Source organism: Veillonella atypica, from assembly GCF_041431435.1.
Lineage (GTDB): Bacteria > Bacillota > Negativicutes > Veillonellales > Veillonellaceae > Veillonella > Veillonella atypica.
The window spans coordinates 124,404-147,650 of sequence record NZ_JAPVXV010000004.1; the positions used below are offsets into that span (position 1 = coordinate 124,404).

Annotated in this window: 26 protein-coding genes; 1 reads left to right on the forward strand and 25 read right to left on the reverse strand. The window is 39.9% G+C overall.

Annotated features, from left to right (window positions below):
* Positions 1-7 precede the first annotated feature (7 nt).
* From O3598_RS06205 to O3598_RS06265, 13 genes are all read right to left on the reverse strand, one after another.
* The gene (locus O3598_RS06205) at positions 8-703 is read right to left on the reverse strand and encodes a TIGR03936 family radical SAM-associated protein (RefSeq protein ID WP_371452171.1); all 696 of its coding nucleotides are present in this window, start codon (positions 701-703) and stop codon (positions 8-10) included.
* A complete protein-coding gene (locus O3598_RS06210) occupies positions 675-2,558 on the reverse strand; it encodes a TIGR03960 family B12-binding radical SAM protein (RefSeq protein WP_371452173.1) in 1,884 nt (627 codons plus the stop codon). The genes O3598_RS06205 and O3598_RS06210 overlap by 29 nt, the downstream gene beginning before the upstream one ends.
* A gap of 60 nt (positions 2,559-2,618) precedes the next feature.
* Positions 2,619-3,722 carry a rod shape-determining protein RodA gene (rodA, locus tag O3598_RS06215; protein WP_301833868.1) on the reverse strand — a complete coding sequence of 368 codons (1,104 nt, stop codon included), beginning with the start codon at positions 3,720-3,722 and terminating at the stop codon, positions 2,619-2,621.
* A gap of 7 nt (positions 3,723-3,729) precedes the next feature.
* On the reverse strand, positions 3,730-4,644 hold the full coding sequence (locus O3598_RS06220; RefSeq protein ID WP_371452175.1) for a P-loop NTPase: 915 nt from the start codon (positions 4,642-4,644) through the stop codon (positions 3,730-3,732).
* A 12-nt stretch (positions 4,645-4,656) separates the two neighbouring features.
* Positions 4,657-6,549, reverse strand: coding sequence for a penicillin-binding protein 2 (mrdA, locus tag O3598_RS06225; protein ID WP_311475000.1), 1,893 nt, complete (start codon positions 6,547-6,549; stop codon positions 4,657-4,659).
* Positions 6,550-6,587: 38 nt separating this feature from the next.
* Positions 6,588-7,079 carry a rod shape-determining protein MreD gene (mreD, locus tag O3598_RS06230; protein WP_105084706.1) on the reverse strand — a complete coding sequence of 164 codons (492 nt, stop codon included), beginning with the start codon at positions 7,077-7,079 and terminating at the stop codon, positions 6,588-6,590.
* A complete protein-coding gene (gene mreC, locus O3598_RS06235; RefSeq protein WP_005377430.1) occupies positions 7,076-7,993 on the reverse strand; it encodes a rod shape-determining protein MreC in 918 nt (305 codons plus the stop codon). The genes mreD and mreC overlap by 4 nt, the downstream gene beginning before the upstream one ends.
* On the reverse strand, positions 7,990-9,027 hold the full coding sequence (locus O3598_RS06240; RefSeq protein ID WP_005377434.1) for a rod shape-determining protein: 1,038 nt from the start codon (positions 9,025-9,027) through the stop codon (positions 7,990-7,992). The genes mreC and O3598_RS06240 overlap by 4 nt, the downstream gene beginning before the upstream one ends.
* A gap of 44 nt (positions 9,028-9,071) precedes the next feature.
* Positions 9,072-9,770 carry a RadC family protein gene (gene radC / locus O3598_RS06245; RefSeq protein ID WP_371441928.1) on the reverse strand — a complete coding sequence of 233 codons (699 nt, stop codon included), beginning with the start codon at positions 9,768-9,770 and terminating at the stop codon, positions 9,072-9,074.
* A gap of 102 nt (positions 9,771-9,872) precedes the next feature.
* The gene (locus tag O3598_RS06250) at positions 9,873-10,442 is read right to left on the reverse strand and encodes a Maf family protein (protein WP_371441929.1); all 570 of its coding nucleotides are present in this window, start codon (positions 10,440-10,442) and stop codon (positions 9,873-9,875) included.
* Positions 10,439-11,056: a hypothetical protein gene (locus O3598_RS06255; protein ID WP_005382586.1), complete on the reverse strand. Its 618-nt coding sequence runs from the start codon at positions 11,054-11,056 to the stop codon at positions 10,439-10,441. The genes O3598_RS06250 and O3598_RS06255 overlap by 4 nt, the downstream gene beginning before the upstream one ends.
* Before the next feature lie 138 nt (positions 11,057-11,194).
* A complete protein-coding gene (locus O3598_RS06260; protein ID WP_371441930.1) occupies positions 11,195-12,400 on the reverse strand; it encodes an acetate/propionate family kinase in 1,206 nt (401 codons plus the stop codon).
* A 3-nt stretch (positions 12,401-12,403) separates the two neighbouring features.
* Positions 12,404-12,967 (reverse strand): hypothetical protein, encoded by a 564-nt coding sequence (locus O3598_RS06265; protein WP_105084710.1) that lies wholly within the window; start codon positions 12,965-12,967, stop codon positions 12,404-12,406.
* A 196-nt stretch (positions 12,968-13,163) separates the two neighbouring features.
* Between O3598_RS06265 and O3598_RS06270 the strand changes: the two genes are divergently transcribed.
* Complete coding sequence (locus O3598_RS06270; protein ID WP_371441931.1) at positions 13,164-14,369, forward strand: tRNA(Met) cytidine acetate ligase; 1,206 nt, start codon at positions 13,164-13,166, stop codon at positions 14,367-14,369.
* 97 nt (positions 14,370-14,466) lie between these two features.
* On the opposite strand, the gene pyrR is transcribed toward O3598_RS06270, so the two are convergent.
* The 12 genes from pyrR to mmdA form a co-directional block, all read right to left on the reverse strand.
* Complete coding sequence (pyrR, locus tag O3598_RS06275; protein ID WP_005382582.1) at positions 14,467-14,988, reverse strand: bifunctional pyr operon transcriptional regulator/uracil phosphoribosyltransferase PyrR; 522 nt, start codon at positions 14,986-14,988, stop codon at positions 14,467-14,469.
* Between the two features lie 11 nt (positions 14,989-14,999).
* Positions 15,000-15,917, reverse strand: coding sequence for an RluA family pseudouridine synthase (locus O3598_RS06280; protein ID WP_005380712.1), 918 nt, complete (start codon positions 15,915-15,917; stop codon positions 15,000-15,002).
* Complete coding sequence (gene lspA / locus O3598_RS06285; RefSeq protein ID WP_071605757.1) at positions 15,918-16,376, reverse strand: signal peptidase II; 459 nt, start codon at positions 16,374-16,376, stop codon at positions 15,918-15,920.
* 90 nt (positions 16,377-16,466) lie between these two features.
* Positions 16,467-16,631 (reverse strand): 4Fe-4S ferredoxin, encoded by a 165-nt coding sequence (fdxA, locus tag O3598_RS06290; protein ID WP_005377422.1) that lies wholly within the window; start codon positions 16,629-16,631, stop codon positions 16,467-16,469.
* 492 nt (positions 16,632-17,123) lie between these two features.
* Positions 17,124-17,387 (reverse strand): SemiSWEET family transporter, encoded by a 264-nt coding sequence (locus tag O3598_RS06295; RefSeq protein ID WP_004696474.1) that lies wholly within the window; start codon positions 17,385-17,387, stop codon positions 17,124-17,126.
* Positions 17,388-17,627: 240 nt separating this feature from the next.
* The gene (locus tag O3598_RS06300; RefSeq protein WP_118353671.1) at positions 17,628-18,926 is read right to left on the reverse strand and encodes an SLC13 family permease; all 1,299 of its coding nucleotides are present in this window, start codon (positions 18,924-18,926) and stop codon (positions 17,628-17,630) included.
* A gap of 39 nt (positions 18,927-18,965) precedes the next feature.
* The gene (locus O3598_RS06305) at positions 18,966-19,223 is read right to left on the reverse strand and encodes a hypothetical protein (RefSeq protein ID WP_016475812.1); all 258 of its coding nucleotides are present in this window, start codon (positions 19,221-19,223) and stop codon (positions 18,966-18,968) included.
* Between the two features lie 197 nt (positions 19,224-19,420).
* Positions 19,421-20,542, reverse strand: coding sequence for a methylmalonyl-CoA decarboxylase subunit beta (mmdB, locus tag O3598_RS06310; protein WP_287506039.1), 1,122 nt, complete (start codon positions 20,540-20,542; stop codon positions 19,421-19,423).
* Between the two features lie 73 nt (positions 20,543-20,615).
* Positions 20,616-20,999, reverse strand: coding sequence for a methylmalonyl-CoA decarboxylase subunit gamma (mmdC, locus tag O3598_RS06315; RefSeq protein WP_005377346.1), 384 nt, complete (start codon positions 20,997-20,999; stop codon positions 20,616-20,618).
* A 97-nt stretch (positions 21,000-21,096) separates the two neighbouring features.
* Positions 21,097-21,264 (reverse strand): methylmalonyl-CoA decarboxylase subunit epsilon, encoded by a 168-nt coding sequence (gene mmdE / locus O3598_RS06320; RefSeq protein ID WP_287506037.1) that lies wholly within the window; start codon positions 21,262-21,264, stop codon positions 21,097-21,099.
* A 22-nt stretch (positions 21,265-21,286) separates the two neighbouring features.
* Positions 21,287-21,631: a methylmalonyl-CoA decarboxylase subunit delta gene (mmdD, locus tag O3598_RS06325; RefSeq protein WP_287506035.1), complete on the reverse strand. Its 345-nt coding sequence runs from the start codon at positions 21,629-21,631 to the stop codon at positions 21,287-21,289.
* Between the two features lie 73 nt (positions 21,632-21,704).
* Positions 21,705-23,234, reverse strand: coding sequence for a methylmalonyl-CoA decarboxylase subunit alpha (gene mmdA / locus O3598_RS06330; RefSeq protein ID WP_205096844.1), 1,530 nt, complete (start codon positions 23,232-23,234; stop codon positions 21,705-21,707).
* Between the last annotated feature and the right edge of the window lie 13 nt (positions 23,235-23,247).

Sequence of the window (23,247 nt, forward strand, 5' to 3'; positions counted from 1 at the left end):
CATAGCCTTAATAATTAATTTCTAATGGTGTAAAACGACCTTCTTCATTTTCTACCATAATCGCTTTACGGTGAATTTCGTAACCTGAAGTAATAGGCCAATTATATTGATCCTTGCCAAGATTCCATACTTCACTCGGTTTTATAGTACCTTGTGGATAGATACCAATCCCCATTGTTAGTGTCACCATACCATCGTGCACGGACGCTACAATTGGTTCTTTTACGAATTCTTTTACATCGATAATACGCGTCTTTTTAGGGGTAACCTTTTCATAAGAAATTTCAGTAGCCTCATTAAAAGGCTTAAGTAAGCTATCCCAGTCCACATTCTGTTCCGTTACAGGACCTGTTACTTCGTAAATTGCGTAATTACAGATGGCCATCATCTTTTTAACCTTATCAGGCATGACCTTACCACCGAGAACCTCAAGTTCACGAGGAGCCACTGCATTTAATCGCGCCATAATAGACTCTAAGCTATCATCTTCCAACACATCCATATCAATATATTCTGCTTCTGCCGTTACACCTAGTGCTAGTGCAGAAGAAAAACTAATTTTCATGTGCGGATTAAAGCCCTCAGAATAGGCCATTTTGATTTCTGCACGGCGAATCATGCGCTCTACGGCTTGTGCAAAATCGAGATGCGACAAGAATCGTAATTCTTCGCCTTTATGTAAGGCCAAACGTAATTTTTTCAACTCTGCCACCCTCCTTATAATCTACAATAGCCGTATCTAATTCAGGGCATACATTACAACCCTTACATGGTCCACGACGACAATCTGGCGTTAATTTCTCAGCAACGGCCTGTTCCCATTCGCGTTTTAAGAAGGCCTTGCTTACAGTACAATCCAAATGATCCCATGGCAATGGCTCATCAAAATCGCGGGTGCGACGCGCATAATACGCAGGATCAACACCGCAGTTTTCAAAAGCCTGTAACCATGTTTCATAGCTAAAGAACTCAGTCCAGCCATCAAATTTACAACCGAGTTTCCATGCTTCTACTAATACCTTGGATAATCTACGATCGCCACGGGCAAATACAGCCTCCATATAACCGGTATAGCCATCATGATAATGATAGGAAATATTGCGATTATTAATAAGCGATTTTAAATATTTTTGCTTACGATGGATTTCTTCCACATCTTGTTGACCATACCATTGATATGGAGAATGTGTTTTTGGTACGAAAAACGATACACTAACGGTTACGCTACCATTGCGCTTACCCGTAATATCGCGATGCAAATCGAGTACCTTGTAGGCTAAATCAGCAATACCCGCCAAATCTTCATCAGTCTCTGTAGGCAATCCCATCATGAAGTATAGCTTTACCGTGTTCCATCCAGATTTAAAAGCATTTGTACAAGCAGCTAGCAAATCTTCTTCACTAACACCTTTATTGATAACATCGCGCATGCGTTGAGAACCGGCTTCTGGTGCAAAGGTAAGACCACTCTTACGCACTTGTTGTACCTTCTTAGCAATATCGATAGAGAAGCTATCGATACGCAATGATGGTAAGCTGACGCTAACCTGTTTGTCTTTAAACTCTTCCATGAGCATATCTACTAGTTCTGGCAATTTGGAGTAATCAGCAGAGCTTAAACTCATCAACGAGATTTCATTGTAACCAGTATTAGCAATCGTTTCTTTTGCAATTTCTAACAATCGTTCTGGTGTTCGTTCACGAACAGGACGATATAACATACCAGCCTGACAGAAACGACAACCTCGCGTACAACCACGGAATAATTCAAGAACAGCCCGATCATGAACGATATCTAAAAATGGTACCACCGGTTTTGTAGGGAAAAATACATGTTCTACATCTTCTATGATACGTTTTTGAATCGTCGCAGGCACGTCTTCAAAACGTGGTGTAATCGATTTAAAATCTCCTTGTTCCGTATATTCTACATCATATAATGCAGGACAATAGGTGCCAGGAATTTGAGCTGCTTTCCGCAAGAACGCTTCCTTACCACCGGGGAATCCCTTCGCTTTTTCTGCTTTCAAAAGGTCGATAAATTCATCGCCCCACTCTTCAGATTCACCGAGGGACACAATATCAAAGAAATCGGCAATCGGTTCCACATTATACGCACAAGGGCCCCCACATACGAGCAGTGGGAAATCCATATCCCGATCTTTTGCATACATAGGTATACCGGCTAAATCTAGCATGTTGAGAATATTGGTAAAACTCATCTCATATTGCAGTGTAAACGCAAGTACATCAAAGTCCTTAATAGGCGTCCGTGTTTCTAGTGAGAATAAAGGAATATTGCGTTTCCGCATTTCCTCTTCCATATCGTGCCATGGTGCAAATACACGCTCTGCTACAGCATCTTCACGGCGGTTGACTAAACCGTATAGAATTTTGATGCCCAAATGGCTCATAGCCACTTCATACACATCGGGAAATCCAAGCGCCATAGTTATATCAACAGTACTGTGATCTTTCACGATACTGTTATATTCACCGCCCGTATAACGAGCCGGTTTTTGGACATGTTGTAACCATGACGTATCTAATTGAATCATACATCCTCCGTCTTTTGTGAAAGACTTCTTTCAAACTCATTTCTAAAATTAGAATCATAACTAAAAAATATATTTCTTACGCTGCATTGATATATTTAACAAAATACCAATACTTATCATATTCGTTGTCAACGCACTAACACCATAACTGATAAATGGCAACGGTATCCCCGTAACTGGCATAATCCCCATTGTCATACCGGCATTGACCAATACCTCGAAACATAACATGGATCCAATACCAGTAGCCAATAACATACCGAAACGATCATTACATGTATAGGCTACCTTTATGCTTCGATAGATGAGCATAAACAAAAGAATTAATACAAAGATACAGCCGATAAAGCCAAGTTCTTCACCTATAACAGAAAAGATAAAATCCGTATGATTTTCTGGCAAGAAGTTTAGTTGACTTTGTGTACCATTAAATAATCCCTTGCCAAATATGGTGCCTGAACCAATGGCAATCTTGGACTGAATGATATGATATCCAGAGCCAAATGGGTCAATATCAGGGTTCATAAATACGAGAATCCGCTGCTTTTGATAGTCTTTCAAGACAAACCAAGCCAATGGCATTAGTAAAACGCCTACCGTAGCGATAATTCGAACTAAGCGCAATCGTATGCCAGAAACAAAGAGCATGCCCACAAAAATCGCTATATAAACGAGGGACGTCCCCAAGTCTGGTTGCATGAATACTAGCAAAATAGGTACGCCTACATATAATATAGGCACAACAAGAGATTTAAAGGTATCCAACTTATTGTAACGAGACTCTAACATCTTTGCCATACAGATAATCATGAGTAATTTAGAGAACTCTGATGGTTGCAGCGTAATAGGCCCTAACTGGATCCAGCGCTGTGCACCTAAGGCAGAAGTCCCTACAAAGATTACGGCTAATAGCAACAAAATCGTTAATATATATATACCATTAGCCCAATCTTTTAACTTATGATAATCCATAAATTGAATACCAATTACAAGAGCTACATTAATAACAAAAAAGATAAGTTGCTTTGCTACTAATGTGGAAAAATGCAGCCCTGTTTGATTAATATGGGTAGCACTACCAATGGCAACTACCCCCATTGCAACAAGTAATAGTGTACATATGATGATTGTCCAATCACAATCACGCCAAATTCTTTGTAACATATGGCACCTACTTTATACGAACCCGACGCCACATACTTTCTTTACCAGAAAGAAGTCGGTTTCGCGTAGACCAAGAATTGGTATATGTTACAGGATTGCTTGGATTATCTTCATCTACATCTACAGGCTTAGCTAATGTAGCCGTCACAGAAGGTTCAACTACTTTTACAGCCGTCACTTCGTTAAAGCGCTCAATGAGTTCTTGTTCATCCCAAGCATCTCCAGAGGTTATATACTCTACTACAGGAGCTAGCATATGGCGATATGCTTTTGGCATATCTTGAATGAGTACACCATCCTGCGTATTATCTAGTATTTGTGTGTCATAAGGTAATATAGAGCCCACATATTCAGCACCGAGCGCATCGAGCATATCATACATATTCGGCATATCTCGATCCGTACGGACTGCATTGAATATAACAGCATAATCACGATGACCATATTCTCGACAGAACTGAATGGTACGTGCTGCATTTCGTATGGACACCCACAATGGTTGGGTAACGATTAGGAAACGCTGTGCAAGCTCTACAATTGATTCCAACCCACGACCGATGCCTGCAGGACAATCTACAAGTACATAATCGTAAGACTTGGCTAAGTGGCTCACAAGTTTTCGATATTTCTTACGCCCCATATCTTCCCAGCGCACACTTTGACTAGCTGGTAGAAAATATAGATTGTTCTGAACTTTCATGACTACATCATCAGCCATGGATTTATCTTCTAATGCATTATATGCATCAAAACATACTTCATCTTCTTTTCCCAAGATAATATCTAAGTCGCGTAAACCAAAGTCGCCATCACAAAGAAGAACTCGATATCCTTGTTCGCTGAGCGCAGCCCCTAAACAGGCTGTTATCGTCGTTTTACCTACGCCACCTTTACCTGAGATAAGACCGATTATATCCCCCATTGTATATCCTTCCTATTCCTTTACACTTGGCTTAATTTCCTGTGTTTCTTTTTTGTTGGTTGTTGTTTTTGCATCTGTTGCTTTTGTATCAGTCGATTTTGAACTACTAGTAGGCACCTTAAAATAGGCACTCAAAATGTCACGTACAATCGGTCCTGCAGAACCTGCACCAAAACCACCTTGCTCAACGAGAGCAACGACGACAATTTGAGGCTTATCATACGGTGCATACGCAACAAACCAGCCATGATCTCGACCATGTGCGTTTTCCGCCGTCCCTGTTTTACCTGCTACAGCTACAGGGAATCCTTTAAATAACTCACCAGCCGTACCACCTTCGCTAGTTACATCGCGAAGACCTTCTCGAATGAGGTCCATAATATTTTTAGGTACTGGAAGTACGCCTAGGTTCTTAGGTCCAAAAATTTCAGCTGGTGTCCCATCGGGATTATCAACACGACTCACCACATATGGTTGGTAACGAGTACCTCCATTCGCCACTTGACTGAGAAGTACAGCCATCTGCAATGGCGTTACCAAGTGAAATGATTGTCCGATAGCCGCATCAAAGGTTTCGCCCAAATACCAATCTTGATCAAATACTTTACGTTTATACTCTGGACTCGCCACATTACCAGCTGCTTCACCGACAAGATTGATACCCGTTTTTTCACCTAAACCAAAGTAGCGGGCATAGGTATCGATATTTTCAATACCTAAGCGATTACCCATTTCATAGAAATACACGTTATCAGACTTAGCCAAAGCTCGATTAAAATTCAACCAACCTAATGCTTCACCTTCTGCATTTCTCTTATCAATGAGCCAATGTTTCCCACTATCGAAAATCATTTCATCAGGGGTTACCTTTTTCAAATCTAATGCAGCTGTACCAGTTACAATTTTAAAAGGTGATCCTGGTGGATACTCACCAGCAATGACCTTATTTTCAAAAGGATGACTCTTGTCATTGTTCAATTGATTCCATTGAGTCGATGTAATGCCCTTGGCAAACCAATTAGGATTAAATTCTGGCGCACTTACCATGGCAAGAACCGCGCCAGTATTAGGGTCTAATGCAACCACGGCTGCACCCGTTGCACCTGAACTACGCAACTGATCCAATTCCTTTTTAACAGCCTCTTCTGCCGCTTTTTGAATATTCACATCAATAGTAAGATGAATATTTGAACCCGGTACAGTATGCTTGCGATCGACCTCTGCTACAGGTCGACCAGATGCATCAACCTCTAATTGCTTGCCACCGTCAACGCCACGAAGCACTGAATCATATAATTTTTCTAAACCAGCACGGCCTAGGATAGATCCAGCACCAACCGTTGTATTAGGATCTTGTTCCTTAATTTCTGCTAGTTCATCTTCACTTACTTCACCAACATACCCAAATAGCTGAGATGCCATAGTTTCATATGGATAATATCTTAACGGTTCTACATCGATAGAAACACCAGGCAATTCATGACGATGTTCTTCGATACTAGTCACCACGTCCATGGAGATATCGTTAGCTATACGTATCGGTTCATAACCATGTTTGTGGTCATCTACCTTTTTTTGAATTTCTTCTGGCTTTTTATGTAACAATGTAGCTAGCTTAGCCAATTCATCATCATCTAAAGGTTTGCCATTAGGCATAATAGAAATGGTATAGGCCGGTCTAGAACCGACTAAAATCTGACCATTTCTATCATACATAACCCCACGAGCAGCCGTCATAGGTACAATGCGCAGGCGGTTACCCTCTGCTTTAGCTTGATAATAACCACCCTCTAATATTTGCATAGCAAATAGACGGAGCCCTAGAATAACGAAGATACCCATTACAATATAGAAAAGCACATCAAAACGGCTCGTTTTTTTTCTTTTATATAAACTTTCAAGCACCTATGATTCCCCTTATATGCTTTACTAAATCAGCAATTCTACCAAATATAATCTTCTTTTTCTTCCATAAGGCCCATCATTTTATGGCCTATACCACCTAATATGGCATTCCAAAATACAGTTGGCATAACCATGTGTCCCATGTAAGAAATGAATTGGATATCACCACCACTGGCACCGATCATGATGCAGCGCATAATTCCATCTAAAATCGTACATACACCGATAATGCCGCATGACCAATACCAACGTTCTTCGTAAACACTACTTTTTACAAGAGACAGTAGATATACTACGACAATGTACGGGAAGAGATGTAATCCAAAAAAGTTAGATATCAAAATATCGTGAATGGATCCACCCACTGCAGCAGCAATAAGCCCCATTTTTCGACCTTTAAAAATCGTGACTAAAACTACAGCAGTCAGTATACAATTGGGTAGCCAATTCGTATGAAATATGGCCGGTAATAATTGAGCTTGTATAAAATACAACGCACAACACACGAGAATTAATGCAATATATCTCATTGATTTACCGCTCCTTTAGCCCCTTGTACTTGGTCACGCTGCGTTTGAGGAACTAATTTAGGTTCTAATTTTGCTTTATCTGGTGTTTGCACTGTAGAGGCAGTAATAATAAACACCTCTTCTAAGCGATTAAAATCAACGCTCGGTTGGATAGCCGCGTTTTTCACGAAACCTTCTGTATCATTTGTAATCGTTAATACATTACCCACTAACAAGCCCTTTGGATAAATTCCACCATAACCAGAGGTAATCAATTTATCGCCTACAAGGACATCACCATCACGTGCTATATTGACCATCATTGGCTCATTAGGATGATTACCATCCCCTTTTACTACACCGGCCAAGCGTGATTCGGGACGCTGTACAATAACACCAATTGCACTACGAGGGTCCAAAATAGTTTGAACACGTGCTGAATTAGGATATACATCGGTAACAAAGCCCACAACGCCACTTGGTACGACAACAGCCATATTAGGTTGTATGCCGTCATTCTCGCCCCGGTCAATGGTAAATGTATTTGACCATGTACCGAAATCTTTAGTAATAATGCCCGCCAAGGTCATCGTAAACTCTGGATGAGACGATTTATAGTTAAGCATCTGACGAAGGCGAATATTTTCGGCCACAACTTCATCGTGATTTAACACCTTTTGTTGCAAATCTGCAATGGTATTATCCTTATCATTGCTTTCAACAAAACCCGATATAGCATTATCAATGATACGTATGCCGGTTTGAATCGTTGAAAGTACACGAGCTGAACCATATGTGAATGGGGTAACAATTTTTTCAAAGGGTACAGTTACAAAAGGGATACTAGTTCGCTGTTTCCAGGCAAAACCAAGAAGGGCCATGATAATACAGCCGAGGACAACAAAGATTAATAATTTACGATCTGACTGTATCATACACGTCCCCTTCTATCCTTTGAATTAATAATAAAACGAGCTAATTCTACAATTTGACCCGAACTACGATGCAAACCTTGTACGACCTTTAATTCTGGATCAGAAGCAACCTGAACAGGCACGCCCATTTCGGTGCTAATTCGCTCTGCTAGACCTTGCAAACGAGCCATACCACCTGTTAACACAATCCCATGCTGCATGATATCAGCCACTAACTCAGGGGCTGTAACGCGTATCATTTGTTGGATTGCATCTAAAAAGTCTGCAAGGCGTTTATTAATCACTTCGTAGATTTCAGATTGATGAAGTACAGCACGTCTAACAATACCACTTGTCATATCGCGACCAGTAAAGGAAAACTCACAATCCTCCGCAGGTACAACCGCAGTACCTATAGCATGTTTAATATCCGTTATAGTTTGCTCGGATACCATTAAACCAAAACACTGATTAATATATTGCATGATGGCGCGATCTAAATCGCCGCCGCCAAACCGTATCGTCTTACTAATAACCGTGCCACCTAATGAGATAATCCCCATGTCGGCAGTACCTTCACCAATATCAATAACCATAGATCCACGAGCCTCAAAAATTGGTAAACCTGAACCTATAGCGGCAGCCACAGGGCGTTCAATCAGAAAGACCTCCCGCGCGCCTGCTTGGATTACGGCATCCATCATGGCCCGTTGTTCTACATCAGTCATGCCACAAGGAACGCCAACGAGTACACGAGATCTACGCAATGTATTGGATACCTTGTGAAGAAAATATTTTAACATCGTATGCATTACGCGGTAATCGACGATAAACCCATCTTGTAGCGGTGTCAACTCCATCCACATATCAGGCATGCGTCGTACAATGCGATCTGCATCATCACCGACAGCAACAATTTTATCTAATTTTGTATCAGTCGCCACAATGGAGGGCTCACTCATCATGGTCTCGCGCGTGCCCCCCATGACACGTGTCATAGACGTACCAATATCGATACTCACGTCTTTTCCAAAAGACGGTAAAATGGAATTCATAATGCTAATCTCCTTCATTACATCATCATTCCATTTTACCACAACTAGCTTAATTTACCAATTTCACTCAAGCTTGTAAACTCGCCATCACCAATGACGATATGGTCTAAGACTGGAATGCCCATAAATTGTCCAGCACTGACAAATAACTTGGTAACACGTATGTCATCATCACTAGGTCTACTATCGCCGGATGGATGATTGTGAATCAAAATAATAGCGGCTGCATTACAAGCAATGGCTTTTCTAAAAACAGCCCGTTGTTCTACAAGACTCGATGTGAGGCCTCCATTAGATATGGTCTCGATGTGAATTAATTTATTCCGAGACGTCAACATAGCCGCTAATACATGTTCTTCTGTTTCATGGCGCAAGCGTTCCATTACATATTGAGCGATAACATAAGGCTGAGAAAAATCTTCGTATGTAGAGGTGATTTTTAACTCACCCAAACGCCGTCCTAACTCTACAGCAGCACAAATAGTAACCGCTTTATCGATACCAACGCCCTTAATTTTTACTAAATCATCTACGGTCATATGGTTTAGCCCATGAATGCCATCTGTGAAAGAATCGATAATCGTATGTGCTAAATCAATTGATGATTGACCTTTTAAACCGGTACGTAATAATATAGCCAATAATTCTTCCATCGCCATTTGTTTAGCCCCTAAAGCGACAAATTTTTCACGTGGCCGTTGAAATGGCAACATATCTTTTACGCTGATAGTTTTGACTTGCATTGAATTTCTCCATTCTTACAATACATAAACAAATCAGCCTCATATTTCTACCATAACATTAGAATATATATTTGATGTGTTAACATGACCATCAACATTAATCTAAGACTTTACACCTAATGCTTTACATAATTCTTCATATACATGTTCTACAGGCAACCCTACAACATTTGTATAGGACCCTTCAATCTTATCAACCCACAAAGCGCCCTTTCCTTGGATGCCATAGGCTCCAGTCTTATCCATTGGTTCCATGGAGTCGATATATGACTCGATTTCAAAATCCTGCAGCGTTTTAAAATACACCTTTGTTTCATTGTGAAAAACGATTTCGCGTCCCTTAATGAGTAAGGCTACACCGGTAATAACAGAGTGAACTTGACCAGATAATGTACGAAGCATTGTACGTGCCTCATCCTTACTATGCGGTTTCCCTAGTACCTTTCCATCAAATACAACAATTGTATCAGCACCTAGTACGATGCTACCATCAGGCACATCATTTGCGCAGCGCGCTTTACCAAGAGCTTGTGCTTTCACCATTTCAATAGGATCTGTAATCACTACATTATCTTCTACATAAGAACTAGTAACAACAGTATGGTCTATACCCACTTGATGCAATAATTCCGTTCGTCTTGGTGATTGACTTGCTAAATATAATCCGCTCATTCTTGTTCCTGTTCTTCCGCACTTTTAATTAGACTATCATAATATTCCTTAACATCGATGCCTTGTTTTACCGCATCAGCACGTACCGTAGCATAGAAAATAACATCCGCTTCTGGCACGCGCACACGATTAGGTACAAACTGTTCTAGTGTTTCATAGAATGCATCCTCTGCTTTCAACATAACACGGCCATATTGAACCTTTTTCCCTTTAGTAATGGAATATACCATGAACCAAATCGGTCTATCATCGGAGGTAGAGCATTTTCTATATTTATAGCGATAACGTAAATTCGTTAGAAAATCGCGATTATACGCATAAATACCATCAATATCATCATATTTTACAGAAAATGTACGTTTTCTAAAAAAAGATTTTTCTTTGATGATAAATTCAGAATCCGTCAATATATAGGTATAGCGGCTCACAGCTTGTTTAACAATAACAATGAGCGCCATGATTTCTATGAAATATTCTGAAAGTAATATATGGCCCTGCGCAATACTTCTATAGGTGGTAAAAACCATAGCCCCTACCAACAAAATAACAAATACCACTACTAATAATTCTGCACTACGGGTGCGCTGAGATTGTTCACTATATAAAATATTCATACGTAACCCCTTTCAAAAGACTCTGCATACTATTTATTATATAGGATTCAGCTCTGAAAAACTACAAAAACCCCGCCTATATCTAAGATATAAGCGAGGTTTCTATATAAGAGTTTAGATAACCATTAAGAGGTTATATTATTTTTTCAAAGCGCTTGTAATACGTTGAGTATCGCGAGCGATCATGATTTCTTCGTTTGTAGGGATTACGAAGATTTTTACTTTAGAACCTTCAGCACTGATTTCTTGTTCTTTACCGCGAATATTATTGCGTTCAGGATCGATACGTGTGCCAAGATATTCCAAGCCATTACAGATAGCATCGCGGTTACCGATACCATTTTCGCCGATACCAGCTGTGAAGATGATAGCATCAACACCGCCCATAACAGCAGCGAACGCACCGATTACACGACGAACTTTGTAGTGGAACATGTTAAGAGCCAATTTAGCTCGTTTGTGGCCATTAGCAGCTGCTTCTTCGATTACGCGGAAGTCATTGGACACACCGGAAATACCCAATACGCCGGACTCTTTGTTCATTACTTTGTCGACTTCTTCATAGGACATGCCTGTTTTATCCATCAAGAATGGAACGATAGCTGGGTCGATATCACCAGTACGAGTACCCATGATCAAGCCAGACAATGGAGTGAAGCCCATTGTAGTATCGATGGAACGACCACCTTTGATAGCGGATACAGAGGAACCGTTACCCAAGTGACATGTAATGATGCGAAGATCAGACATATGTTTACCCATCAATTCTGCGCAACGTTGTGCTACATATTTATGGGATGTGCCATGGAAACCATAGCGACGAATACCATAGTCTTCATAGTAGGAGTAAGGAAGCGCATACATGTAAGCTTCTTTAGGCATTGTTTGATGGAATGCAGTATCGAATACAGCAACTTGTGGTACGTTTGGCATGATAGCTTGGCAAGCTTCGATACCTTGGATATTTGGTGGGTTATGCAATGGAGCAAGGGATGAACATTCTTCCAAAGCTTCCATTACTGCAGGTGTAATCAATACGGAATCAGCGAATTTTTCACCACCATGTACTACACGGTGACCAACTGCATCGATTTCATCCATAGATTCAATAACACCGAACTCTGGATCTACCAAGATGTCGAGCAAGATGCGTAATGCTTCTTTATGATTCAAAATTGGTTCAACGCGTTCTAATTTGTCTGCGTTTGGACGTTTATGAGTGAAGATAGCGTCTTGATCACCGATCTTTTCAAATAAACCTTTCGCCAATTCAGTTTCGTTTGTCATATCAAGTAATTGATATTTCAAGGAAGAACTACCGCAGTTAACTACTAATACGTTCATTGATTAACCCTCTTTCTTTTGCGTAACGTAAATCTTATCTTTAATTTGTTTGCTGATATCAGCGCCTATTTGATCATCCGTAGGATATCTATAGGTTATATTCCACAATACGCCCTTATCCATAAAGACATATTGAGAGAAACTAGTTTTAATTTTGTTAACGTAAAAATCACCAGTAATGAGCTGTGCTTGCACCCCATTTAAATCGATAGATTCCACATTAACAGTAGCACCCAATTTTGCATATTCAGATTTCTTTTGATCCACAAACTGTGCAACCGTTGGCAACGCTTTATTCGGTGCCGGTTGACGGGCCTCTACAGAAATCAATATATGTTGGCTTAGGCTACCATACGCATCCATAGGGTATCCATCAACACTCGTCGTTTCTGATGTTTTTCCCATTTCATATGGCAAAGCTACAGTCACTTCCGATTGACCGGAACGAATGACTTGATTACCAAAGCTATATATATCCATCACATTATCGGAACCACATCCGGCTAAAGCCAATAAGGATGTACCTAACACGATGGTCTGTAACGCTCGTTTCCACTGTACTTTCATCAAATCACCTCACGTCAAATCAGAATTCACAGATAATTATACCATTACACCGCCTCCCATTCTAGTACTTTCACAAGAAATTCTATAATTCCTAACAAGAAGGTCAAAAATTCCATACATTACACATGCCACCCATTATATAAATTCTTTAATTTATTATATAATAATAGAAAATAAACCTATGAAAGGAACTACGATGAAATCAATCGGTATTATTTGTGAATACAATCCGTTTCACAACGGCCATGCGCATCAATTACATACATTACGTACTACCTATCCTGATGCATTGCGTATCGCCATAATGAGCGGTTCCTTTGTACAGCGGGGCGAGCCTGCGTATTTTAGCAAATTCAACCGTGCTCGATGGGCTATTCATGGTGGTGCCGACATCGTTATCGAATTACCTACGGTCTATTCTCTAGGCAGTGCAGAACTATTTTGTACCGGTGCGGTGCGCCTTATGAAAGCGCTACACATTCACAGCATTTCCTTTGGCTCTGAGCTTGATGATAATGCCATATTGCACACAGCCGCTGAATTTCTAAATACGCCACAAGGACAAGATGCCATTCAACACCATATAAAAACCGGTGTTTCTTATGGTACAGCATTACGCCAAGTGATTGCTAAGTATATACCAAATGGAGAACTCATTAACAATGCGCCAAACTCACTATTAGGCCTTGAATATATTCGCGCTGCCCAACGGTATTTCACTAACCTTATGGTTATTCCCATTACTAGGCAATCATCACATCATAGTCCTACCCTCTCTCAAGGCCAAGATTTTCCTTCTGGGACCGCATTACGTAAGGCACTCGTAGAAGGCACAACCATCGATGCCTATGTACCACATGCTATCATAGATGATATGCACAAGGTCATAGCACATGATATCTATGTGGACTACGAAAGATACAATGATATTCTGCATGGCCTCAATCGCTTACTTTCAGCTGCAGAATTAGAAACATATGGAGATTTTATGGAAGGCATTGAACATCGTTGGCACAAGGCTATGCAGCAAGTAAGCTGGACGCACGCACTGGAAGAGATAAAGACAAAACGCTATACCTATGCAAGACTACGTCGCATGGCAGCCTATACGGCGCTACAAATCACTAAGCCCATATTACAAGAAGCTCATATACTAGGTCCTCAATACGCGCGATTATTAGCATTTAATCAGCGCGGTCGCACGTGGTTAAAGCACAATACACCGAGCATTCCGCTTATTCAAAAATGGGCTAAAGCATCAACCATAGTTTCCGATTTTGGTCGCCGAATGATGGAAATCGATACGAAGGCTACTGATCTACAGGCTTATAGTTTTAAAGCCCCTAGGGCGCGCACAGGGCACGAAGATTTCCGCTATTCCCCACAATATATTGAAATATAGGTTATGACAATATAGCCTTACCATATTATTCCCCTACCAAAAAGACTCGACCATGTACGTCGAGTCTTTTCATATGTCGATTTGTTATATCTACCTATTATTGTTCGATAGTTACGCCATCAGAGCCATCTAATTCTTGAACCTGTACGCGTACCTTTTCCAAATGAGACGTAGGGATATTTTTCCCCACATAATCAGCGCGTATAGGCAATTCTCGATGGCCTCGATCTACTAATACTGCTAGTTGAATAGATTTAGGACGACCAGATGTCATCAATGCATTTAAAGCAGCACGAATGGTACGACCTGTATACAAAACATCATCTACTAAAATAATGGTTTTTTCTGTAGTATCAATAGAGCAAGGTTCCCCTTCCTTAGGTCGCGTATCCCGATCATCGCGATACATAGCTACATTTAAAGGTTCACACTCAATATGAAGGCCTTCAATAGCTTCAATTTCACTTTGCAATCGTTTAGCTAGCATGACGCCACGTCGTTCAATACCAACAATAACTGCATTTGAAAGCCCCTTATTACGTTCTAATATTTCATGACTAATACGTCTAATGGCACGTCTAATGGCGTCTCCATCCATTAAAATACGTTTTGTTTCCATAGTCTTATCCCTTATCTACGTTCTCTATATTCCTTAGCGAAGGCGATACAATTTTGAAAGTCCTCCGGTACAGGTGCTTCAAAATGCATAGGTTCACCTGTAATTGGATGCACCACATCCAATGTATGAGAATGAAGTGCTTGTCCCTCTATAGGGAAGTCCATACGGCGATATCCATAAAAAGGATCGTTAACAACTGGATGTCCAATATGAGCAAAGTGAACGCGAATTTGATGAGTACGCCCCGTCTCTAACACACATTCCACTAATGTATGATATCCATAACGTTCTAACACTTTAAAATGAGTCACTGCTTCCTTGCTGTTTTCAAACACTACAGCCATTTTCATGCGGTCTTTAGGATGTCTACCGATAGGAGCCTTAATAATCCCCTTTTCCTCCACGATATTGCCTTGAACGAGAGCTAAATATGTTCGTTTAGCACTGTGTGCTTTCACCTGTTCAGCCAAGCCAATATGAGCTGCATCATTTTTAGCAGCCATCATGACACCAGATGTATCCTTATCTAAACGATGTACGATGCCAGGGCGAATTTCACCATTAATACCAGATAAGTCCTTACAATGGTAAAGCAAAGCATTCACTAGCGTTCCTGAGTAATTACCAATTGCTGGATGTACAACCATGCCACGAGGCTTGTTGACGATAATAATATCATGATCTTCATAAAGATATTCAACAGGAATATCCTCTGGTAAAATTTCTACCGATTCTGGTTCTGGAATATCTACAGAAATAGTGCTATCTGCATTAAGGCGTAAGTTAGCCTTACCAACCTTGCCGTTTACCAAAACATGACCAGATTTGATAAGGCTCTGGATATAACTACGAGAACCTTCCATCACATCCGTCAGAAATACATCAAGCCGTTTTCCCTCTTGTTCCAAAGATACTTTATATTCGTTCATCTATTTCTCCTCATGTTCAGATGTTAGTAAATAGTATATGACACATACAACGCCTACACATATACCAATATCTGCAATATTAAAAATAGGCCAAATTCTAAAATCAAAAAAGTCTACTACCCCATGTAGTACATATCGATCTATGCCATTACCTATGGCTCCCGCAATCAACAATGCCGTTCCTACTCGTAATGAAAGTGGACCATTATTAACACGTTTACAATAGAAGCCATATACGATAATTAATACAAAAGCAACGGCTAGAAAGAACCACCGCTGATTCGTCAACATGCCAAAGGCTGCACCGCGATTAATAATATACGTAAGATGGAATACATTGTGAATAACAGGTAGTGATTCACCAAGAGCAAAATGGTTCATCACATAATATTTAGAAGCTTGATCCAATACAAGCCAAATGATTGCAATTAAATAAAACAAGTGATACTCCCTTTTAATAATATATATCTTAATAGTCCTATTATACTAAGTTACATGATTTTAGGCAAAATAAAAAGCCCCTCAATGAGGGGCGTATTTTATTTGTGATTACTCAGCGGAAATTACAGATACTGGGCAAACGGATTCGCAAGAACCGCAGTCGATGCAAGTATCGTTGATTTCGTATTTAGTTTCGCCTTCAGAAATAGCAGCAACTGGGCAAACAGATGCGCAAGAACCACATTTAATGCAACCATCAGCAATAACTCTCATGATAAACCTCCATAGGAACATTATAAAAGAAAACTTATTATTATCATTTAAAAAGGCACTTGCCTTAACTTCTGTTCTCATTATCACACAATAATAATTGAAAGTCAAACGAAAATGATAAAGTTTTGTATATTATTTTGCATAATAATTGTTCCTTTTTATCATATAAAGTCTATGTTTATCATAATTTTGATATTTCTTTTCATTTAAATATTTAAATATATCTTTCAATAATTGAGAATGCACAAATTATCATTTTTATCAAAATACGTACTATTATACTAGGAATTCAATTATCAATATTTATTATCATAAAAACTATTTTTTTATTACAACAGATTTAACGCTTATCTATATTTTAATCTAACATATAAACTTCACTCTAAAAAAGGCCGAATCATACGATTCGACCTCATTTATATTTATAAAGTAAAGTAATATCTTTACTATTATTCACTATATAACAATAATACTATTTTTTTCTTATAGCACTTAGAAAGATGTTAAGAATGTTAGTGTACCTAAAATAACGCCTGCAAGGTTTGGTACGATTAAAATATAATCACGTTTAGGTGATTTTGTCCAACCATATAATACCCAGATCAAACAGGATACTGCTGCAAATAATGGTTGCCATGGTTGACTAGGTTGACCATGAAGATTAGCAATTATTTGTGGGATATAGGCTAAAAATACAAATACACCAATAAATGCACCAATAGAACCAACTAACATGTTAAATCTTTCTTTTGTCATAGATGACCTCCTTATTCAACATTACATTATTATATCTTACACAATATACTATATCATATTTTTTTCGATGTAGTCAATTGTGTAAAATTAATCATGCAAATTAGTTTAATTCATATTGCTTTTGATTACACTTATATGTAATCTATATTAAAATCATATAGGCTAAAATCATAAAAAACGAGGCCGAATCTTACGATTCGACCTCGTGTGTGCTTGTATAGTAGAGTAACCTATTCCCTATTATTTACCAGGGAAGAATGGCCATACCATTGGGATAATAATTAAGCTTACTACGAAGCAAACTAAAATCAATGGAACGCCGGCTTTTACATAATCAGTAAATTTGTATTGACCAGGGCCAAGTACTAATGTATTTGGAGGTGTACCTACAGGTGTACCGAATGCACAAGATGCAGCAACACCGATAGCCATCAATACGGCATGAGGGTCAGCATGCATACCTTGAGCAATGGAGATACCGATAGGAGCCAACAATGCACAAGATGCTGTGTTAGACATAAATTGAGTCATAACACAAGACAAAATAAACAATACTGCTGTTGCAAAGTAAGGGCTAGGGTCAGAACCCATAATACCGATAACTGCATTAGCAATCATTTTACCTGCACCAGATTGATCTAGTGCAGTAGCAACTGGCATCATACCTGCAAATAAGAAGATTGTAACCCAGTCAATGGATGTATAAGCTTGTTTTTCGTTCAAGCAACCAGTCAATACGCAAAGCATTGCGCCAATAACAGCAACCATGCTCAATGGTAAATTGATACCAACACCTTTTAAGGTATCGCCTAAAATCATAGCGATAATTACGCCTAAAAGAATAAGACCAGAGTATAATTGTTTCTTTGGATCATTAGAAATATCTTCGGCTGCAACTTCTTGTTCAACGTCGCCAGCATCTTGAATTTCATGTTTAGGAAGCAAATGCTTACCAATTAACATCATGAAAATAATAGTAGCGATAGTCAAAGGAATACCAATCCATGCAAATTCGAAGAAACCAAATGGTTGTTCACCAAATTTAGTCAATGTACCACTTACAATGATGTTTGGTGGTGTACCAACCATTGTAATGATACCGCCGATACCAGCAGCAAATGCTAACGGCATCAATTGGCGAGATGCAGGAATCTTAGCAACGGAACAGATACCAACAACTACAGGTAATAACGCAGCTGTTGTACCAGTGTTAGATAAGAATGCGGACATAGTAGCGGTAACAAGCATGATGGCAAGCATCAAACCGTTTTCACTAGTGCCTGCATGGGAAACTACGGTTTCACCAATCTTTTGAGCTAAACCTGTGTAGAATAACGCAGCACCAACAACGAACATGCCGGCGAACAACACAACTGTACTATCAGATAAACCAGAGAATACAACCTTAGGAGTAATAATCCCCATAAGGCCAAGGGCAATTGCACCGCCTAAAGAAGTAATAGCTAATGGAATAATTTCCGTAACGAATAAAACAGCCATGACTGCAAGGACGATTAAGGTTTGTTCTGCAGCACCCATACATCATCATCTCCCTTCAGAGAAATGCACTGATTGTAGTTATATGAGGTATAAAACATAGCCTACGATACTAATAGCACAAGCCATTAAAAATGTAACCCCATATCCCTCTATAGTTTTGGGATAACCAAAAAGTAATGCTTCTCCTAGAAATCCTCGGCGATTAAACCAAGAATATTTAGTTCTTCTTTGGAACCATTGTGATTTGCGTTCAACACCAATAATCAGTGCAGTAACTAAAAAAACAATAAATGCCCATACGAAACAAATCAGTATTTTTAATTCAATTGATAACAAGACGACCACCTCTACTATATAGAAAGCACTAGAAGGTTATTTAGTGAAATTCTTGCTCATCACATAATGACCGATCTGACAAAGCATTTATTGCTAATATACCCCTTTTCTGCATGTTTACATACGATACAGGGGATTTTTTATTCACCAATAGGTGTACCTAAAATGGCACACCTTGGTGAATAATTATTAAACTATTAGTGGCTAGACAACATAGCAAGCATTGTACCTGCTGCTACTGCTGTACCAATAACGCCAGCTACGTTTGGACCCATGGCATGCATGAGCAAGAAGTTTGCTGGGTTAGCTTTAGCACCTACTACTTGGGATACACGAGCCGCCATTGGAACCGCAGATACACCAGCGGAACCAATAAGTGGATTTGTTTTACCACCATCGACTAAGTTCATTAATTTACCAAATAATACGCCACCAGCTGTACCACCGATGAATGCAACCAAACCTAAGCAGATGATAAGGAGTGTTTGCACGCTTAAGAAGTGTTCCGCACTCATTGTTAAACCAGTACCAGTTGCTAAGAAGATAGTAACGGTATTAATCAACGCATTTTGAGATGTATCGGACAAACGATCAGTTACGCCGGATTCACGGAACAAGTTACCTAACATCAACATACCTAAAAGGGATGTAATGGAAGGAAGCAATAAGGAAATGAAGATTGTTGCAACGATTGGGAATACGATTTTTTCAAAACGTGTAACTTCACGCAATTGTTCCATCACAATTTCACGTTCTTTTTGCGTAGTGAATAATTTCATTACAGGTGGTTGAATCAACGGTACCAAGGACATATAAGAATATGCGGCAACCGCGATAGCACCTAATAAATGAGGAGCTAGTTTAGTAGCTAAGTAGATAGATGTAGGACCGTCTGCACCACCGATGATACCGATAGCTGCAGCTTCTTGAGCTGTAAAACCGAGCATCATAGCGCCACCTAACGCAACGAATACACCGATTTGTGCAGCAGCACCTAAAAGCAATGTTTTAGGGTTAGCAATAAGCGGACCAAAGTCAGTCATTGCACCTACACCAAGGAAAATTAAAGGTGGGAAGATTTCTTGAGAGATACCCGCACTAATAAGCGCCATTACGCCTTCTTCGAAGCCGTTACGCGGAATATTAGCAAGTACACAACCAAACGCAATCGGACCCAACAATAATGGTTCAAACTCTCTAGCAAATGCTAAATACAATAGGATCAAACCTACAAGAATCATAATAGCATTGCCTGTTGTAAATGCGAGGAACCCGCTATCATTTATAACAGATTGAATCGCAACAGCAAAAGCCTCCATATGCGTTCCCCTTTCACAAATATAAAATTGTTATATGGCGCGGCGCAGCCGCGCCATAAGACAACACTTGGTATTAGCCAAGAACAACCATATCATCGCCAGTGGATACAGTTTGGTTAGCAGCTACGCGAACTTCTGCAACTACAGCATCATGAGGAGCTGCGATTTCGTTTTGCATTTTCATAGCTTCAAGAATCAACAAAGTTTCGCCTTTTTTAACTGCTTGGCCAGCGGATACTGCTACAGATAGGATTTTACCAGGCATTGGAGCTTTTACAGTTTCAGCACCTGCTGGAACTGGAGCTGCTGCTGCAGCTGGAGCTGGAGCTGGTGCAGGAGCCGCTTTAGGAGCTGCTGCTGGAGCTGCTTTAGGAGCTGCTGCAGGAGCTGCAGCTTTTACTTCATTAACTTCTACATCATATGCTGTGCCATTTACTGTAACGTTGAATTTTTTCATCTTAAATTCCTCCAAAATGTGTATATCTACACAATAATTAAAATTCATTTACACATATAGTTCTGATAATCCTATCGATTATCTAAAAGCGTTAATCTTATCGATTACCGCGTAAGCGACCTTCCATTTTCCAATTGTAGCTTACGATTGGACGGATATGCGCGATTTGATCAGCGGAATAACCCATTGCCGCTAACGCGCCAACGATAACTGCAATTACATCTTGAGATGGTGCTTTACCGTTAGCTTTTGTAGCATTGTTCATGACAAATGCCTCCTAAAAAATATTAATTTCTACCGCTTAAACGACCTTCCATGCGCCATTTAGCACTGGTTGCTGTAGGTCGAATAGATGCAATTTGTTCAGATGAATACCCCATCGCCACAATGGCACCCACGATAGCTGCTACTACTTCATCCTCATTTTGAGCAGATGCACTTGGTGTAGCCACTGGAGTAGCTGCAGGAGCTGCAACAGGAGCACTTGCAGGTGCTTCTTTTTTCTTTTTCGTAGGGTCAATCAAATGAACGATTGTCATCAAAATGCCTAAAAGAATCAACACAACAAATACAACTGTCATATTAATGGCCATGATTAACCAGGGATTGGTAGTAACTGCTTGTCCTTCCATAATCATTCCCCTTTCTAAAAAATAAGTAAAGAAAGGTATCTCCCAAATTCGATGATATGATTACCGAATCGAATTATAATGGAATATTACCATGTTTCTTTGGAGCACGGTTTTCACGTTTACTTGCAAGCATAGCCAACGCATTGATAACAGCTGGACGAGTTTGTTTTGGTTCGATTACAACATCTACGAAGCCACGTTCTGCAGCTTTGTAAGGAGTTGCAAACTCTTCTACGTATTTAGCTGTTTTAGCGTCTTTATCTTCGTCTTTTTTGAAGATAATGTTAGCTGCACCAGCAGGACCCATTACAGCGATTTCGGATGTAGGCCAAGCGTAAACTTGATCGGCGCCCAAATCTTGGGAACACATAGCAAGGTAGGAACCACCGTATGCTTTACGAGTGATAACAGTAATTTTTGGTACTGTTGCTTCAGAGTAAGCATACAACATTTTAGCACCATGACGAATGATACCGCCCCATTCTTGATTTGTGCCAGGCAAGAAACCAGGAACGTCAACGAAGTTAACGATTGGAATATTGAAAGCATCACAGAAACGGATAAAACGGGAAGATTTGTCGGATGCGTTGATGTCCAAGCAACCAGCCATTACTTTAGGTTGGTTAGCAATGATACCAACAGATTGACCATCAAAACGTGCAAAGCATGTAATGATGTTTGTAGCATAGAATGGTTGTACTTCATAGTATTCACCATTATCTACAGTAGCTGCGATAACATCTTTCATGTCGTATGGCATGTTGCTGTTATCAGGTAACAAGCTGTTTAAGCCTTCGTCTTCACGAGTTGGGTCATCACCTGTATCTACCAATGGAGCATCTTCCATGTTGTTAGAAGGTAAGAAACCTAACAAGTAGCGGATTTGAGCGATGCAATCATCTTCATCTTCAGCTGCGAAGTGAGCAACACCGGACACAGAGTTGTGAGCCATTGCGCCACCAAGATCTTCAGCTGTTACTTCTTCACCAGTTACAGATTTAATAACTGCAGGACCAGTGATGAACATTTGAGATGTGTTTTTAACCATGTAAATGAAGTCAGTCAATGCTGGAGAATATACAGCACCGCCTGCACATGGTCCCATGATTACGGAAATTTGTGGAATAACGCCAGATGCATTTGTATTTTCGAAGAAAATTTTACCGTAACCAGCAAGAGCATCTACAGCTTCTTGAATACGAGCCCCGCCGGAATCATTGATACCAACGATAGGAGCACCCATTTTCATTGCTAAACGTTGTACTTTAACGATTTTAGCAGCGTGCATTTCACCAAGAGAACCACCTTCTACAGTGAAGTCTTGTGCGAATGCATATACCAAACGACCATCGATAGTACCGTAACCAGTTACTACGCCTTCGCCTGGTAATTCTTTTTTGTCTTGACCGAAGTTAACACAACGATGTTTAACGAATTGATCAAGTTCAACAAAAGAGTTGTCATCGAATAATTTAGCCAAACGTTCACGAGCAGTCATTTTACCTTGAGAATGTTGTTTCTCAACGCGTTTTTCACCGCCACCAGCTTTAACTTTAGCTAGTTTTTCGTGCAACAACTCAATTTTTTCTTGCACTGTTTGCATGTCAGCACCTCCA